This is a genomic window from Sphingomonas daechungensis, assembly GCF_014489495.1.
GTDB classification, from domain to species: domain Bacteria; phylum Pseudomonadota; class Alphaproteobacteria; order Sphingomonadales; family Sphingomonadaceae; genus Sphingomicrobium; species Sphingomicrobium daechungense.
Genome location: NZ_CP060780.1, coordinates 1,132,754 through 1,147,039 on the forward strand (window position 1 = coordinate 1,132,754; position 14,286 = coordinate 1,147,039).

General features: G+C 63.7%; 14 protein-coding genes and 3 pseudogenes. 6 read left to right on the plus strand and 11 right to left on the minus strand.

Annotation, left to right across the window (positions count from 1 at the left end):
* Window positions 1-28 precede the first annotated feature (28 nt).
* A pseudogene (locus H9L15_RS06020) lies at window positions 29-1,115 on the plus strand (alkene reductase).
* On the opposite strand, the gene ribH reads toward H9L15_RS06020, so the two are convergent.
* The 5 genes and pseudogenes from ribH to H9L15_RS06045 all read right to left on the minus strand — a co-directional run bounded on the left by ribH (window position 1,112) and on the right by H9L15_RS06045 (window position 4,796).
* Complete coding sequence (gene ribH / locus H9L15_RS06025; protein ID WP_187715518.1) at window positions 1,112-1,534, minus strand: 6,7-dimethyl-8-ribityllumazine synthase; 423 nt, start codon at window positions 1,532-1,534, stop codon at window positions 1,112-1,114. The pseudogene H9L15_RS06020 and the gene ribH sit on opposite strands and share 4 nt — an antisense overlap.
* Window positions 1,535-1,538: 4 nt before the next feature.
* Window positions 1,539-2,819 (minus strand): 3,4-dihydroxy-2-butanone-4-phosphate synthase, encoded by a 1,281-nt coding sequence (gene ribB / locus H9L15_RS06030; RefSeq protein WP_187715519.1) that lies wholly within the window; start codon window positions 2,817-2,819, stop codon window positions 1,539-1,541.
* Between the two features lie 55 nt (window positions 2,820-2,874).
* Window positions 2,875-3,480 (minus strand): riboflavin synthase, encoded by a 606-nt coding sequence (locus H9L15_RS06035; RefSeq protein ID WP_187715520.1) that lies wholly within the window; start codon window positions 3,478-3,480, stop codon window positions 2,875-2,877.
* 9 nt (window positions 3,481-3,489) lie between these two features.
* Window positions 3,490-4,444, minus strand: a pseudogene (ribD, locus tag H9L15_RS06040) (bifunctional diaminohydroxyphosphoribosylaminopyrimidine deaminase/5-amino-6-(5-phosphoribosylamino)uracil reductase RibD).
* A gap of 31 nt (window positions 4,445-4,475) precedes the next feature.
* A complete protein-coding gene (locus H9L15_RS06045; RefSeq protein WP_187715521.1) occupies window positions 4,476-4,796 on the minus strand; it encodes a hypothetical protein in 321 nt (106 codons plus the stop codon).
* Window positions 4,797-5,164: 368 nt separating this feature from the next.
* On the opposite strand from H9L15_RS06045, the gene H9L15_RS06050 reads away from it, so the two are divergent.
* Window positions 5,165-5,413 (plus strand): hypothetical protein, encoded by a 249-nt coding sequence (locus H9L15_RS06050; protein ID WP_187715522.1) that lies wholly within the window; start codon window positions 5,165-5,167, stop codon window positions 5,411-5,413.
* Window positions 5,414-5,466: 53 nt separating this feature from the next.
* Here the strand turns inward: H9L15_RS06050 and H9L15_RS06055 are convergent, their stop codons facing one another.
* From H9L15_RS06055 to H9L15_RS06065, 3 genes and pseudogenes are all read right to left on the minus strand, one after another.
* On the minus strand, window positions 5,467-6,123 hold the full coding sequence (locus H9L15_RS06055) for an energy transducer TonB (RefSeq protein ID WP_187715523.1): 657 nt from the start codon (window positions 6,121-6,123) through the stop codon (window positions 5,467-5,469).
* Between the two features lie 93 nt (window positions 6,124-6,216).
* Entirely contained in the window at window positions 6,217-7,536 is a 1,320-nt protein-coding gene (gene gltX / locus H9L15_RS06060; RefSeq protein ID WP_187715524.1) for a glutamate--tRNA ligase, read from the minus strand.
* Window positions 7,533-9,195, minus strand: a pseudogene (locus tag H9L15_RS06065) (NAD+ synthase). The gene gltX and the pseudogene H9L15_RS06065 overlap by 4 nt, the downstream one beginning before the upstream one ends.
* 107 nt (window positions 9,196-9,302) lie before the next feature.
* Between H9L15_RS06065 and H9L15_RS06070 the strand changes: the two are divergent.
* The 3 genes from H9L15_RS06070 (at window position 9,303) to rplT (ending at window position 10,985) form a co-directional block, all read left to right on the plus strand.
* The gene (locus tag H9L15_RS06070) at window positions 9,303-10,238 is read left to right on the plus strand and encodes a ribose-phosphate pyrophosphokinase (protein ID WP_187715525.1); all 936 of its coding nucleotides are present in this window, start codon (window positions 9,303-9,305) and stop codon (window positions 10,236-10,238) included.
* A gap of 155 nt (window positions 10,239-10,393) precedes the next feature.
* Complete coding sequence (gene rpmI / locus H9L15_RS06075) at window positions 10,394-10,597, plus strand: 50S ribosomal protein L35 (protein ID WP_187715526.1); 204 nt, start codon at window positions 10,394-10,396, stop codon at window positions 10,595-10,597.
* A gap of 13 nt (window positions 10,598-10,610) precedes the next feature.
* Entirely contained in the window at window positions 10,611-10,985 is a 375-nt protein-coding gene (gene rplT, locus H9L15_RS06080) for a 50S ribosomal protein L20 (protein WP_187715527.1), read from the plus strand.
* Between the two features lie 123 nt (window positions 10,986-11,108).
* Here rplT and H9L15_RS06085 read toward each other — a convergent pair whose 3' ends face one another.
* On the minus strand, window positions 11,109-11,909 hold the full coding sequence (locus H9L15_RS06085; protein ID WP_187715528.1) for a LytTR family DNA-binding domain-containing protein: 801 nt from the start codon (window positions 11,907-11,909) through the stop codon (window positions 11,109-11,111).
* A gap of 78 nt (window positions 11,910-11,987) precedes the next feature.
* Between H9L15_RS06085 and H9L15_RS06090 the strand changes: the two genes are divergently transcribed.
* Complete coding sequence (locus tag H9L15_RS06090; protein ID WP_187715529.1) at window positions 11,988-12,449, plus strand: hypothetical protein; 462 nt, start codon at window positions 11,988-11,990, stop codon at window positions 12,447-12,449.
* Window positions 12,450-12,505: 56 nt separating this feature from the next.
* Here H9L15_RS06090 and aceB read toward each other — a convergent pair whose 3' ends face one another.
* Together aceB and H9L15_RS06100 are read right to left on the minus strand one after the other, a co-directional pair.
* On the minus strand, window positions 12,506-14,008 hold the full coding sequence (gene aceB / locus H9L15_RS06095; protein WP_223276559.1) for a malate synthase A: 1,503 nt from the start codon (window positions 14,006-14,008) through the stop codon (window positions 12,506-12,508).
* 61 nt (window positions 14,009-14,069) lie between these two features.
* On the minus strand, window positions 14,070-14,267 hold the full coding sequence (locus H9L15_RS06100) for a DUF4170 domain-containing protein (RefSeq protein ID WP_187715530.1): 198 nt from the start codon (window positions 14,265-14,267) through the stop codon (window positions 14,070-14,072).
* Window positions 14,268-14,286 lie beyond the last annotated feature (19 nt).

Sequence of the window (14,286 nt, forward strand, 5' to 3'; positions counted from 1 at the left end):
GAGGCACAACCAGTTTGGAAGGACTCTGATGTCCAATCTATTCGATCCCTCGAGTTCGGCGCATTCGACCTGGCCAACAGAATTGTCATGGCTCCGCTCACTCGCGCTCGCTCGGGCAAGGACGGCGTGCCGAATGCTTTGATGGCGGCTTACTATGCCCAGCGGGCGAGTGCCGGCCTGATCATATCCGAAGCCACAGGCATCAGCCGCGAAGGCCTCGGCTGGCCAAACGCGCCCGGCTTGTGGAACGACGACCAGGTCGAGGGCTGGAAGCTGGTGACCGACGCCGTCCACCGCTCCAAGGGACGGATCGTTGCGCAGCTTTGGCACATGGGCCGTCTCGTTCACCCGGATCTGGGTGGCGGCCAGCCCGTCAGCGCATCGTGCACGACGGCCCCCGATTTCGCTCACACTTATGAAGGAAAGAAGCCCTACGTCGCAGCTCGGGCCGCCAGCTTCGCCGACATCCAGCGGATCATCGGGATTACGCCACGGCCGCGCGAAATGCGATCGCCGCTGGCTTCGACGGCGTCCAGATTCACGGTGCCAACGGTTACCTTGTCGATCAATTCCTTCGCAACAGCGCCAACTTCCGCACTGACCAGTACGGCTGCTCAATCGACAATCGCCTGCGCTTCATGACCGAGGTCCTGGAAGCCGTCGGCGATGCGATCGGGATGGAGCGCGTCGGCATCCGCTTCTCGCCGAACGTCTACACGCAGGGCGTCGACGATTCCGATCCGATCGCGCTGTTCACTGCGGTTGCTCACCGGCTGGAAAAGCTGGGCGTGCCGTGGATCGAGCTTCGCGAGGCCCATCAGCCGACGTCCGCGGGCGCCGTCCCAACGGTGCCCGTCAGCCCCGCCATGCGGCCGCTTTATTCCGGCAAGATCCTGCTCAACAGCGATTATGACGGCCCAAGCGCGCGGGAACGCATGGCGGAAGGCATCGCTGACGGGATCAGCTTCGGGCGGCCGTTCATTTCCAACCCGGACTTGCCCGAGCGGATCGCGCTCGGCGCACGGCTCAGCCCTGGCGATACCTCGACATTCTACTCCGGTGGCGCGGCCGGCTACGTCGATTATCCCACGTTGGATCGCGTCGAAGCCGCTTAGGGCGCATACTTCTCGCGAAGGTCGAACAAGGCGAGGGCGGCGCGAGCGGCGTGGCCGCCCTTGTCCAATTGGCCCGGATCGGCGCGGACGATCGCCTGCTCCTCATTTTCAACCGTGAGGACGCCGTTGCCGATCGCGAAGCCTTCGAGCGTCAGATCCATCAGCGCCCGAGCGCTCTCCTCGGCGACGATCTCAAAATGATAGGTTTCGCCCCGGATCACGACGCCGAGCGCAACGAACGCGCAATATCGTCCGCTCTTGGCTGCTAGCGAAATCGCCGCCGGGAGCTCAAGCGCGCCGGGCACGGTGAGCGTCTCATGATTGTGCCCCGCGTCCTCGATAGCCTTGCGGGCACCGTTGAGCAGCTTGTCGTTGAGGTGCGGATAAAAGCGCGCCTCGACGATCAAGATGGTCGCCATGGCGTCAGTCCTCCGTCTCAATCGCGCGTTCCTCGACAATCTCCAGCCCGTAGCCAGAGAGTCCGACGGGGGACTGATGCGTGTTGGACAGCAAGACCATCTCGTGAATGCCCAACGCCGCGAGGATCTGCGCGCCGATGCCATAGCTTCTGAGAGCGGGTCCTTCGGTCGGCCTACCGGCGCGAAGGTCCGCCGAACGCGACAGGGATCCGGGAGCCGCGGCATGTAGCGCCACGATCACTCCCGAACCTTCATGCTCGATCATCCGCATTGAGCCACGGAGCAGCCCTGAGCGCGGGCTGCGCTCGCCAAGGACGTCGGCGAAAAGGTCGAGACTATGCATCCGAACAAGCACCGGTTTCGTCACGTCGAGCGCCCCGTGCACGAGAGCCAACTGCTCTTCGCCGGTCGCCTTGTCGCGGAAGACCTGCGCCTGCCATTCCGCTCCACTCTGCGCGCGAAATGCAGTCGATGCCGCGCGCTCGACCATGTGGTCCTTCTTCAGCCGGTAGGCGATCAGGTCGCGGATGGTGCCGATCTTCAGCCCGTGGGTGCGGGCGAAGTCCATCAAGTCGTCCAGTCGCGCCATGCTGCCATCGTCACGCATGATCTCGCAGATGACTGCGCTCGGGTTGAGGCCGGCGAGACGCGAGATGTCGACGCCTGCTTCCGTATGCCCAGCGCGGACCAGAGTGCCGCCCGGCTTGGCGACGAGCGGAAACACGTGTCCAGGCGAAACCAGGTCATCGGGCCCATGCGATGCGTCGATCGCGACCGAGATCGTGCGCGCGCGATCGGCGGCGCTGATCCCCGTCGAAATGCCTTCCCGTGCCTCGATTGAGACGGTGAACGCAGTCTCGTTGCGGCTGCGGTTATTGTTGACCATCGGCTGAAGGCCGAGCGTGTCGGCCCGCTCCTTCGTCAGAGCGAGGCAGATCAGGCCGCGTCCGTGACGAGCCATGAAGTTGATCGCTTCGGGCGTCGCCATCTGTCCCGGAATGATGAGGTCGCCCTCATTCTCGCGGTCGTCATCGTCGACGAGGATAAACATCCTGCCATTCCGGGCTTCGTCGATGATCGCCTCGGTGCCGACCAGCACTTCGGTGTTTCCGCGCTGGAGCAGCTTCTCCAGGCGCCCGAGCGTGTCAGCGGTCGGGTTCCAGTCGGAATGGCCGAGCTTTCGCAGGGAGTTGGGATGCAGCCCGGCGGCTCGAGCAAGAGCGGCGCGGCTGACCTCGCCGGTTTCGATGATGGCGTTGAGCCGATCGATGAGAGTAGTGCTCATGGCGCTCTCCCATAATCACATTGCAATGTGATGGATAGCAGGAACAGTGCTGTTCCTAATGTGAGCGAGCAGCGAGCATCCGATCGATATAGCGGGCAATGACGTCGATCTCGACATTGAGCTGTCGGCCCGGCTTCAGCCCACCGAGCGTCGTCTCATTCGCAGTGTGCGGGATGATGTTCACCGAGAATTCCGTCCCGTCCCGCACATCCGTCACATCGTTGACGGTTAGGGACACGCCGTCGAGGCAGATCGAGCCCTTCTTCGCGATTGCTGGCGCCAAGCCCCGGTCGACGCGAATGGCAATCCGGATCGAGTCGCCCTCCGCCGACACGTCGATGACCTCGCCCACGCTGTCGACATGGCCGGTGACGATATGCCCGCCCAGCTCGTCGCCCATGCGCAGCGACCTTTCGAGGTTCAGCCGCGCACCTTCACTCCACATGTCCCCGGCAGTTCGCGAGATCGTTTCCGCCGAGACATCGGCCGCGAACCAGTCGTCGCCCTTGTCGACCACCGTCAGACAGACGCCCGAACAGGCAATCGAAGCGCCAAGGTCTACGGTCGAGAGGTCGTACCCCGTGCGAATTCGCAATCGCCGATCGCCGCGCTGCTCGGCGCTGACCACTTCCCCGACGTCGGTGACGATGCCCGTGAACATGACTGCCGCTTAAGCTCCGCGCACCCGCTCGTAAACTTCAAGCCGGTCGACGCCGAGACGCCTGCCATCGCTTGGCCTCCACAGCCCATGCGCGTCGGCGATCGCGTCCAGCCCGACATAACCGAACGACGACTTGCCTTCGCCGACGATGATCGGCGCGCGATAGATGAGGATGCGATCGACCAAATCCGCCTCCAGGAAGGCGGTCGCGGTGGCCGATCCGCCTTCGACGAGCAGGTCATTGACGTCATGAAGTCGATAGACATCCGCCGGATTTGAAAGGATTTCCCATCCGGCGACGGCGTCCCGCGAGTCAAGAGTGCACGCCGGGGCGACCAGTCCTCCAGCCCGGCAAACGTACGTCGAGGCGCGGCGCATCGGCCTGGTATGTCCCTCGCCCGACCAGAATCATGTCGGAGTGCGCCCGCTCCAGATGCACATGCTTCCGCGCATCCTCGCCGGTGATCCATTTGCTCTCGCCGGACGGAAGAGCGATCTTTCCGTCGATCGACAATGCCAGCTTAAGGGTGATCCTGGGCCGTCCGAGTTCAAGCCGGGTCAGCCAACCCGACAGCGATTCTCGCGCCGCCTTTCGGCCGACGCCCATCTTTACGTCGATGTCCGCTTCACGGAGTTTCTGGATGCCGCGACCAAGCACGCGAGGGTCCGGGTCCTTCAGTGCGATGACGACACGCGACGGCCGGGCCTCGACCAGCAGGTCGCTGCAAGCCGGGCCGCGCGGGCTTTCGTGCGCACAAGGTTCAAGCGTTGCGTAAACCGTCGATCCGCGCGCCTTCGATCCGGCCTGGGCAAGCGCGACGGCTTCGGCGTGCGGGCGGCCGCCGGCCGCCGTCGATCCTCGACCGACGATTTCGCCTTTGCCGGAAACGATGACGCAGCCGACGTTGGGATTGGGGGCGCTCCGGCCACGCGCGGCTTCACCGAGCCGCACCGCCTCCGCCATGAACCGCGAGTCTGGCGTTCCCCCGGCCCGCTCACATTCCGAGCTGCTTTTCCAATTTCTGGAACTGGCGCTGCTTTTCCTTCGCCGCTGCGTCCTTCTTGGCCTGGTCGACCTTTTGCTGGGCGACGATCTCGGCATCGGTGCGGTCTGCGCTCCAGCTCTGAGCATAGACGATCTGCTGCGGCGGAGCCGTGTTGATCCTCGAATCGATCAGGAATTCGAAAACGATGACGGCTGTGACCAGCACGGCAAGGGCCGCGCCGATGAATTGCTCGCGGCTCCGCTGGCGCATGAAGGCGCGCAGATCGGCAAAGGCGGCGCGTGGGCCAACCGGTTTCGGGAACCAGGACATGGGACGAATGTAGGCGCTGCGGCATGGGAGTGCCAGTCGCAGCGACCGGCCCGCGCTCGCTGAGCTAAAGCCGGCCTTTGGCATGTTTCAATCGCGCCTCGGCGGGAATTGAGAAGATTCTTCTGTCTATCGGCAGCCTAGCGGCAACATCCACGCTATTTCTGGTCTCCCTCTTGCCCATGAAGGCCCTGGGGTGGGAGTAGCGTCGCGTTCGGTTTTCAGAGCGCGCAGTCGAATTGAGAAGAATCTTCTCGTTTGATGTTCTCGGCAACCGACAACTCCCTAGGGCCCCGGCAGGTTCACTGCCGGGGCCAATCCGAGATTTCGGGGGCGGGGCCCAATAAAGAAAGTTGCGGAGGATTTTGAATATGAAGCTTTTCCAAATCGCCAGCGTCGCGGTCGCCGCGGCAGCCCTTGCCGCGTGCGGTGGCGCGGCCAGCGAAGAGAATACGGCGGTCGAGAACGTCTCGCTCGAGACGGAGAACCTGGATGCCGGTGCGGATCTCAACACGACCGACCTCAACACGGTCGACGCGAACGCGACGGTCGGCAACGAGGTCGATGCCAACGCGGCTGACAATGCAACGGCGGCGGACAATTCGACGAACGCTCAGTAAACCCCTTGAGTGTGGGAAAGGGCGCGGTGCCGAAAGGCGCCGCGCCCTTTCTTTCATGCGAGCCGGAACGACAGGGTGATTACCGTCGACGAGGGGACCGGATGGCCGTCCTCGGTCGCCGGCTTGTAGCGCCAGTTCGCAATCAGGTGCCGGCGGGCTGCTTCGAAGAAGGAGCGGTCCACCTTTCCAACCGGTTCAACGGCCACGACGTGCCCGCGTTCGTCGATCGACAGCTTCAGCCGAAGCGTCGCCTCCTCCTCAAGCCGCTGCTTGTCAGCGGGATAAGGCGGCTTGATCAGCCGGTTCGGAGTGATGAATCGCGCCGCAATCCAAACCGGATCGGGTACCGGGACTGGCACGACTTCCGGGCCGGTTCCGATCGGACCGGGCGTGGGCAGGGTCGGGATCGGAGTCTGGTCCACACTCGGTCCGCGTGGATTGGAAATGGGAACCAGCGGCTGAGTGTGATCGATGGACGAATTGGGCGGAGACTTCCGCTTTGGCGGCTCCGGCACCTTTTGCGGAGGCGGGTCCGGCGGAATCGGAATCTGATCCACGATGATCGGCGGCTCGAAAATGCGCGTGGGCAAGTCCATCTTCGCGGTCATCACCGCAGCAATCGCAACGGCGTGAATTCCAACGATAAAGACGAGTGCACGCGGATGTTGGCGCTGGCCGACGAAGCCTGGTGGGCTGGCATAGACTGGCATGTCCCTCTCCTCTCTCAAGAGCAACACGAGGGATGTTACAACATTACATGCTTATTACAAAGTGGTTTCTGCGAAGTCGTCCACCACCCCCAGTCAGCGCTTGGCTGCGGCCTTGAGTCTTTCCAGGGTAAGGCTCTTGCCCATCCGCTCGATGAGGCCGGCCATTTCCGGACCGCTCTCGCGCCCGGTGAGCGCGAGTCGCAGCGGATGGAACAGCTCGCGCCCCTTCTTGCCAGAGGTCGCCTTCAGCTCGGCGGTCAGCGCGCGCCAAGGCTCCTGCGTCCAATCCAGCCGTTCGGCGACCGCTGCGGCGTCCTTCATGAGCAGGCGCTCATCATGCGCCAGCTCCGGCACGTCGACGTCGCCGCGCAGCACATCGAACCATGACCGGAAATCGGACAACCGTTCCAAGTTCGGCCTCAGTAGCAACCAGTCTTCCTCCGCCGTGTCCGCGGGCAATCTGTCCTTGACCGCATCATGGTCCAGCTTGTGCAGCAGGCGGGCATTGAGGTGCTCGACCTCCTGCGGATCGAAATGCGCCGGCGCCCGGCCGAAATGCGCGAAGTCGAAATCGCTTGCCAGTTCATCCAGTGACGCAATCGGCTCGACCGGCTGCGAGGTCCCGATCCGCGCCAGCAACGACAGCATCGCCATGGGCTCGACGCCCTCCTCGCGAAGATGCTCGGCGCCGTAGGAACCCAGCCGCTTGGACAATTTGCCTTCCGATGCGACCAGCAAAGCCTCGTGGGCAAAAGACGGCGCCTCGCTTCCAAGCGCCTCGAACATCTGGATCTGCGCGGCGCTGTTGGTGACATGATCCTCGCCACGCACGATGTGCGTGATGCCAAGGTCGACGTCGTCGATCACGCTCGGCAGCAAATAGAGCCAGCTGCCGTCCTCCCGCCGGACGACCGGATCGGACAGCAGCTTCGGATCGAACCGCTGCGGACCGCGGATAAGATCGGTCCATTCTATCGGCCGCTCGTGATCGAGCCGGAAGCGCCAGTGCGGACGGCGGCCTTCGGGGACCGGCGCATTGTCAGGTTTCCGCTCATAAACCGGCGGCAGGCCGCGCCCGAGCAGGACCTTTCGGCGAAGCTCAAGCTCCCCCGGCGTTTCGTAGCAGGGATAGACGCGTCCCACCGACTTCAGCCGATCGAATTCGCGCTCGTAAAGGTCGAACCGCTCCGACTGGCGGACCTCGGCGTCCGGATCGAGTCCCATCCAGCCAAGATCGTCGCGGATGGCTTCGACGAATTCCTTCCGGCTGCGCTCGCGATCGGTGTCGTCGATCCGCAGCAGGAACCTGCCGCGATGCTTTCGCGCGAACAGGAAGTTGTGCAGCGCGGTCCGGATATTGCCGACGTGGAGCCGCCCGGTCGGCGACGGCGCAAAGCGAGTGACGACGCTCACTTCGGCAAGCCGGTGTGGAAGAAGTTGCTGATCGGGTAGCGACGGTCGCGGCCGAAGTTGCGCGCGCCGATCTTCACGCCCGGCGGAGCCTGCCTCCGCTTGTATTCCGCGCGGAGCACGAGTTGCTCCATCTTCGCGACAAGCTCTTCCGGCTCGCCCGTCGCGTTTGCCGTCTCCCGAACCGACATCTCCTTGTCGATCAGGGCCTCGAGAATGCGGTCGAGGTCGGAATAGGGCGGGAGGCTGTCCTCGTCTTTCTGTCCCGGACGCAACTCGGCCGTTGGCGGCTTGGTGATGACGCTGGCCGGCATCACAGGTCCGTCCGGCCCGAGCGCACCCTCCGGTCTATTGCGGTTACGCCAGCGCGATAGCGCGAACACGGTCGTCTTGTAGGCGTCCTTCAGTACGTTGTAGCCGCCCGACATGTCGCCGTAGAGCGTCGCATAGCCCACGCTCATCTCGCTCTTGTTGCCGGTCGTCAGCAGCATGGGTCCGAACTTGTTCGACAAGGCCATCAGCGCGACCATTCGCAGACGAGCCTGGATATTTTCCTCCGCCAGACCGGGCATCGTTCCGGCAAACGCCTCGGCAAGCGCTTCGTCCATCGCGTTCACCCCCGGGCGATGGAGATGACGTCATGGCGGCAGCCGAGCAGTCGAGCGCACTCGCGTGCGTCTTCCAGGCTTTCGTCAGACGTATACTTGGAGGGCAGCATCACGCCCCAAACCTTGTCGGGGCCCAAAGCATCGACCGCAATTGCCGCCGAAAGTGCGCTGTCGATTCCTCCGGACAGCCCGAGGATCACGCCGGGGAAGCCATTCCGCCCGACGTAGTCGCGAAGGCCCACCATCATCGCCCGGTAGACATCCTCGGGAAACGGATCGAGCTCATGGCTTTCCTGCGTCTCGCAGACCCAGCCGTCGGCTTCCCGCTTCCATTCGGTCAGCAACAGCTTCTCATCCCAGTCCGGGAACTGCACCACACGCTCCCCGTCGGGATGCATGATGAACGACGAACCGTCGAATACCAACTCATCCTGGCCCCGACGCGGTTGAGGTACGCCATCGGCAGGCCGGTCATCGTGACCCGCGAACGGACGAGCAGGGCGCGCTTGTCGTCCTTGTCCAGCTCGTAGGGACTGCCATTCGGCACCAGCAGGATTTCCGCGCCGGCATCGGCGAGGTGCGAGCAAACGATCTCCTGCCAGATATCCTCGCAGATCGGGACGCCGATTTTGACGCCGCGAAACTCGATCGGTTCCGGCAAGGGCCCCGACGCGAAGACGCGCTTCTCATCGAACGTGCCGTAGTTCGGGAGCTCGCGCTTTAGCCGGCGCGCGACCATCCGCCCGCCTTCCGCAAGGATCATCACATTGTAGTCGAGGCCGCCCTCGTTGTGGATTGATCCGAACAGCAGCGCCGGCCCGGGCGAGGCCGTCGCGTCGATCAATCGCTCGGCTGCTTCCATCGTCCGCCGAACAAATTCGGGTTTGAGGACGAGGTCTTCGGGAGGATAGCCCGTAAGCTGCAGCTCCGGCACCATCAGCAGGTCGGCGCCGGACGCCCGATCGCGCACTGCCAGGATCGCCCTGGCGTTGCCCTCAAGGTCGCCGACCCTTTGGTTCATCTGGGCGAGCGCAATGCTCAGTCGATTGGTCACTTCGGCAGCCATGCGGGCGATTTAGCGTCTGGGCAGCCCTCGGCAACCTTTACGGCACCGTGACTCGCTCGCTAAGGCGATGAGACCGCAAGGGGGAAGCACAGCCGATGAAACTTCTCGCCGGGAACAGCAACACGCCGCTGGCCCGATCCATCGCCGACTATCTCGAGATTCCGCTGACGGAGGCGAGCGTCCGCCGCTTCGCCGATGAGGAGATTTTCGTCGAGATCAACGAGAACGTGCGCGGCGAGGATGTCTTCGTCCTGCAGTCCACCAGCTATCCGGCCAACGACAATCTGATGGAACTGCTGATTTGCATCGACGCGCTCCGCCGTGCGTCGGCCAAGCGGATCACCGCGGTCGTCCCCTATTTCGGCTACGCCCGCCAGGACCGGAAGCCCGGGCCGCGCACGCCAATTTCGGCCAAGCTGGTCGCCAACCTGATTACCACCGCCGGAGCCAACCGCGTCCTCTCGGTCGACCTGCACGCCGGCCAGATTCAGGGCTTCTTCGACATTCCGACCGACAATTTGTTCGCCGCTCCGGTCATCGCGGCCGATATTCAGGCGCGCCTTTCGAACAAAAACCTGATGATCGTATCGCCGGACGTCGGCGGCGTGGTTCGCGCTCGCGGCCTCGCCAAGCGGCTCGACAACGCCCCGCTGGCGATCGTCGACAAGCGGCGCGAACGCGCCGGCGAGTCCGAGGTCATGAACATCATCGGCGACGTCGAGGGCCGCACCTGCATCCTCGTCGACGACATCGTCGATAGCGCCGGCACTCTCTGCAACGCTGCTGCAGCCCTCCGCCAGCAGGGCGCCGAGGAAGTCTTCGCTTATTGCACCCACGGCGTCCTTTCGGGCGGGGCCGCCGCTCGCGTCGGCGCTTCGGAGCTCAAGGAGTTGGTGGTCACCGATTCCATCTACAGCGGCGAGCCCGATACCGAAGGCGACAAGATTCGCCGCCTGACGATCGCACCCTTGCTGGCGGAGGCGGTCCGCCGCATTGCCGACGAAAGCTCCGTCTCCAGCCTGTTCGACTGACGGGCGTTCGGCCTGGGCCTGGGAACTTGCCTTAAACGGCTGCCCTCTCTATAGGCGCCCAGCTTTCCAAATCATTGGAAGACCGATGGCCCGGCCAAAAGGCATGCCGTGGCGGTTGGATTATGTCGCGTCTTTCGGGACGCAAAGGAGACGAAATGCCCAAGCTGAAGACCAAGAGCGGCGTGAAAAAGCGCTTCAAGCTCACGGCGACCGGCAAGATCAAGCATGGTGTCGCGGGCAAGCGCCACCGCCTGATCAGCCACAACGCCAAATATATTCGCCAGAACCGCGGTACAGATGTTCTCGCCGACGCCGATACGGCGCGCGTGAAGCTCTGGGCGCCCTACGGCCTCAAGTAAGGAGTAGCGGGACATGGCACGCGTCAAGCGCGGCGTAACCACGCGCGCAAAGCACAAGCGGATCCTCGACAATGCGAAGGGCTATTACGGCCGTCGCAAGAACACGATCCGCATCGCCCGCCAGGCAGTCGAGAAGGCAGGCCAGTACGCCTACCGCGACCGCAAGGTGAAGAAGCGGAGCTTCCGCGCCCTCTGGATCCAGCGCATCAACGCTGCGGTCCGCGCGGAAGGCCTGACCTACGGGCAGTTCATCCACGCCCTCAAGCTTGCGAACATCGACCTCGACCGGAAGGTCCTGGCCGACATCGCGATGCACGAAGGCGAAGCGTTCAGTGCCATCATCGCTCAGGCGAAGAAGGCTCTCGAAGGCAACAAGGCCGCGGCCTAAGCCTCAGCGCTGAAGAAAAAGGAAAGGGCGTCGGAGCTTCGGTTCCGGCGCCCTTTTCGTTTCGGGTTAGCTGTCAGCTTTGGGCGGATAGCGGGCATAAGGACATTTCGCGTCCCGACAGAACTAACCTGTCAAAACTGTCCGCGCTGCCGACAAATGTGCCCTGCTGATTGGAACTACCGTGTCATCAACCAGCCGGGCAATCGCTCGTCCGGACGTTCTTTCCAGCACGCGAACACCGTCTTTGGCCACCCACCAGCTACGGTGCACGCGAAGGCCCAGCCGGGAATCGATCAGTGCCGCCGCGTCCGCCAGCCGCATCAAGACCAGTGCCGAGCCGTGGAGGGTGTGCACACGCACGTAATGATCCTCGGCCTCAAGCGCGAGTATGTCTCGGCGCAAGGCAGGCGGAAGCTTCGACACGAACTCGGGCGGGTATTCGGGAGCGGCGGCTGGCTGTTCCACGGGTGCGGCCGCACTCATCCAGTTGTCCGGAGATGTGAGCCAGGCGATCAGCAGCTGCACCAGCGCCACGTACGGATACAAGCCGAGCAACTGCAGAGGACTGAATGCTCTGCCTGGTCGAACCACGCCCATGGCCCACGCCACGAAGAAGGTCATGGGCACCGCGGATGCGGCTGCTATGGCGACGATCCGCGTTGCCTGCTTCCCGCCCAACGCAGCGGATGAAAGCACTCGCCCGGCGGCGGCGGCGGCGCCAAAGCCGACGAGCGCTACGTCCATCCAGAATGCATATTTCACGGCCGGGGCGAGTGCGGTTTGCGATCCGAATGGACCTGTCACTCCAAGCAGCGCGCCGATAGCGAAGGCACTGATCGGCCCGCGCCATTTCCCCATCTGCCGCCATTCACGCATCGCCAATTGCATCGGCCCACCGGTCACGAAATATCGAAGGCTATTCACGACTTTCCCTGTTGTCGACCGGCATCGCCACCCGCCAACCGAGCACCACAACGCCGCTATGGCGACAGGGAGGAAGTAATGAATCGGATTATCGCAGGCCTTGCGTTGGTATGTGCAGCTCTACTGCCGGCAGCGAGCGAAGCCGCACCGTCGATCGCCGTGGACTGCGACGCGGGAGCCGTTACGGCGGGCGACGAGGCTCCGAACATTCACGGCCATTGGGATTTCCTCATGATTCCCCGCGGAACGCTCAGCTTCGGGCTAATGTCGATCGGCTTCGTCGGCGCTGACTATGGCGGATCGCTGGCACCGGCGAGGACCGCGCCCGTTGTCCTGCGCAAGGTCACCTTGGCCGGCAAAAGCATCCAACTGATTGTTGCCTCCCGCGAGGGCGACGTCCGGTTCGACGGCAAGCTGTCCGCCAAGGGCGACTTCATGTGCGGAACCGTAACCTACCACAGAGGCGAAACCTTCCCGATGGTGGCGCAGAAGCGGCCTTCAACCTATCAGTCGCAGCCTCAGGCACAGCGGGCGCGGTAATCGGCTCGGGCGGTGCCGCCGGGGCGCTCAGGCGCCGCCGCTTACTATGCGCTGCTTCAGTCGAGTAGCTCGTAGGCCGGCAGGGTCAGGAATTCGACGAAGTCGTCTGAGACGACCATTTCGCGGAACAGGTCGGAGGCGTCGGCGATGTTTTCGACTTCCTGCAATAGGCCAATCTCTTCCTCGTAGAGCGCGTCGAACAGTTCACGGTTGAACTTGCGGCCGTCGTCTAGGGGAGCCTCGAAATGCAGCCACTGCCATAGCTGGGCGCGGCTGATCTCCGCCGTCGCCGCATCCTCCATCAGATTGTACAGCGGCACCGCGCCTTTCCCGCCGAGCCAGGCGGCTAGATATTGCACGCCGACGCGGATGTTTTCGCGGGCGCCCTGCTCGGTGCGAGGGCCGGTGTGCAGCTCCAGCATCTCGTCGCGGCCGGGAACGCGGTCCGGCCGCTTCGATAGCTGGTTCGGACCGGTCATCGCCTCGAACGCTTCCAGCGCAGCCGGTACCAAGGCCGGGTGAGCGACCCAGGTGCCGTCATGCCCGTTGGTGACTTCGCGCAGCTTGTCGGCGCGGACCTTGTCCATCGCTGCGCGGTTCGCCCCCTCGTCGCCCTTCACCGGGATGAAAGCCGACATGCCGCCCATCGCGAAGGCTCCGCGCCGATGACAGGTGTCGATCAGCCGCAGCGAGTAGGCCGCGAGAAAGGCCTTATCCATCGTCATCGCCGAGCGGTCGGGCGTCAGGCGATCGGCGCTCCGGCCCAGTCGTTTGATGGTCGAGAAGATATAGTCCCAGCGGCCGCAGTTCAGGCCGACGATATTCTCCTTCAACGCGTAGAGGATCTCTTCCATCTCGAACGCCGCCGGGATGGTCTCGATCAGGATCGTCGCCTTGATCGTCCCGCGTTCGAGGCGAAGCCGGTCTTCAGTCAGAGCGAAAATGTCGCTCCACAGCGCCGCCTCTTCCATGCTCTCGAGCTTCGGAATGTAGAAATATGGCCCGGAACCCTTGGTCAGCGCCGCCCGGGCATTGTGCCAGGCGTAGAGCGCGAAATCGAAGAATGCGCCCGCGACGACCTCGCCGTCGACCGTCACATGATCTTCCGGCAGGTGAAGTCCGCGCGGGCGCACCATCAGCACCGCCGGATTCTCTCCGACCTGGTAGCCCTTGCCGCTTTCCGGATCGGTAAAACCAAGGCGCCCAAGCCAATAAGCCTTGAGGTTCGCCTGGCCGGTGATCAGCTCGTCCCAGGTCGGCGAGGTCGCATCCTCGAAGTCCGCCATGAACACCTTTGCGCCGGAATTGAGCGCATTGATCACCATCTTGGCGTTGGTCGGGCCGGTTATCTCGACGCGGCGGTCCTGCAGATCGGCCGGGTTGCTGCCGACAGACCAGTTCGATTCACGGATCTCTCGCGTGTCCTCGCGGAAGTCGGGAAGTTCGCCGGCGTCGAACCGCGCCTGCCTTTCCAGCCTTTTGTCGAGCTGCTGCCGCCGCCGCGAATCGAAGCGCTCGTGCAGCTCTGCAACGAGGTCGAGAGCGTCCGGGGTGAGCACTGCGCCCGCCCCGGTACCCGGCTGGCCTCGGCCACGATCCGCGGCCGGTCGATCACAGAGTTCATGCGCGATTCGGCTCCATGCAGATCGAATAGCGCGTCGTGGCCTCGCAATGATCCCGAAAAGTGAGCCGCTGCCACTCGGTTCGTGCCTTCAGCTCGTTGTCGTAGGGACCATGCACGATCTCGGTGCCCGGCTTGAGGTCCGTGAAGCGGCAGTCGCGATAATCGCCGCCGATCACCCAGTAACGGTAAGTCATACTCGTCCTCCTCCAGAAG

Bases quoted from the DNA above. Each gene is read 5' to 3' on its own strand.
- ribH (WP_187715518.1), bottom strand. From the start codon at position 1,534: ATGGCGACCATCTTGATCGTCGAGGCGCGCTTTTATCCGCACCTCAAC.
- ribB (WP_187715519.1), bottom strand. From the start codon at position 2,819: ATGAGCACTACTCTCATCGATCGGCTCAACGCCATCATCGAAACCGGC.
- H9L15_RS06035 (WP_187715520.1), bottom strand. From the start codon at position 3,480: ATGTTCACGGGCATCGTCACCGACGTCGGGGAAGTGGTCAGCGCCGAG.
- H9L15_RS06045 (WP_187715521.1), bottom strand. From the start codon at position 4,796: ATGTCCTGGTTCCCGAAACCGGTTGGCCCACGCGCCGCCTTTGCCGAT.
- H9L15_RS06050 (WP_187715522.1), top strand. From the start codon at position 5,165: ATGAAGCTTTTCCAAATCGCCAGCGTCGCGGTCGCCGCGGCAGCCCTT.
- H9L15_RS06055 (WP_187715523.1), bottom strand. From the start codon at position 6,123: ATGCCAGTCTATGCCAGCCCACCAGGCTTCGTCGGCCAGCGCCAACAT.
- H9L15_RS06070 (WP_187715525.1), top strand. From the start codon at position 9,303: ATGAAACTTCTCGCCGGGAACAGCAACACGCCGCTGGCCCGATCCATC.
- rpmI (WP_187715526.1), top strand. From the start codon at position 10,394: ATGCCCAAGCTGAAGACCAAGAGCGGCGTGAAAAAGCGCTTCAAGCTC.
- rplT (WP_187715527.1), top strand. From the start codon at position 10,611: ATGGCACGCGTCAAGCGCGGCGTAACCACGCGCGCAAAGCACAAGCGG.
- H9L15_RS06090 (WP_187715529.1), top strand. From the start codon at position 11,988: ATGAATCGGATTATCGCAGGCCTTGCGTTGGTATGTGCAGCTCTACTG.
- H9L15_RS06100 (WP_187715530.1), bottom strand. From the start codon at position 14,267: ATGACTTACCGTTACTGGGTGATCGGCGGCGATTATCGCGACTGCCGC.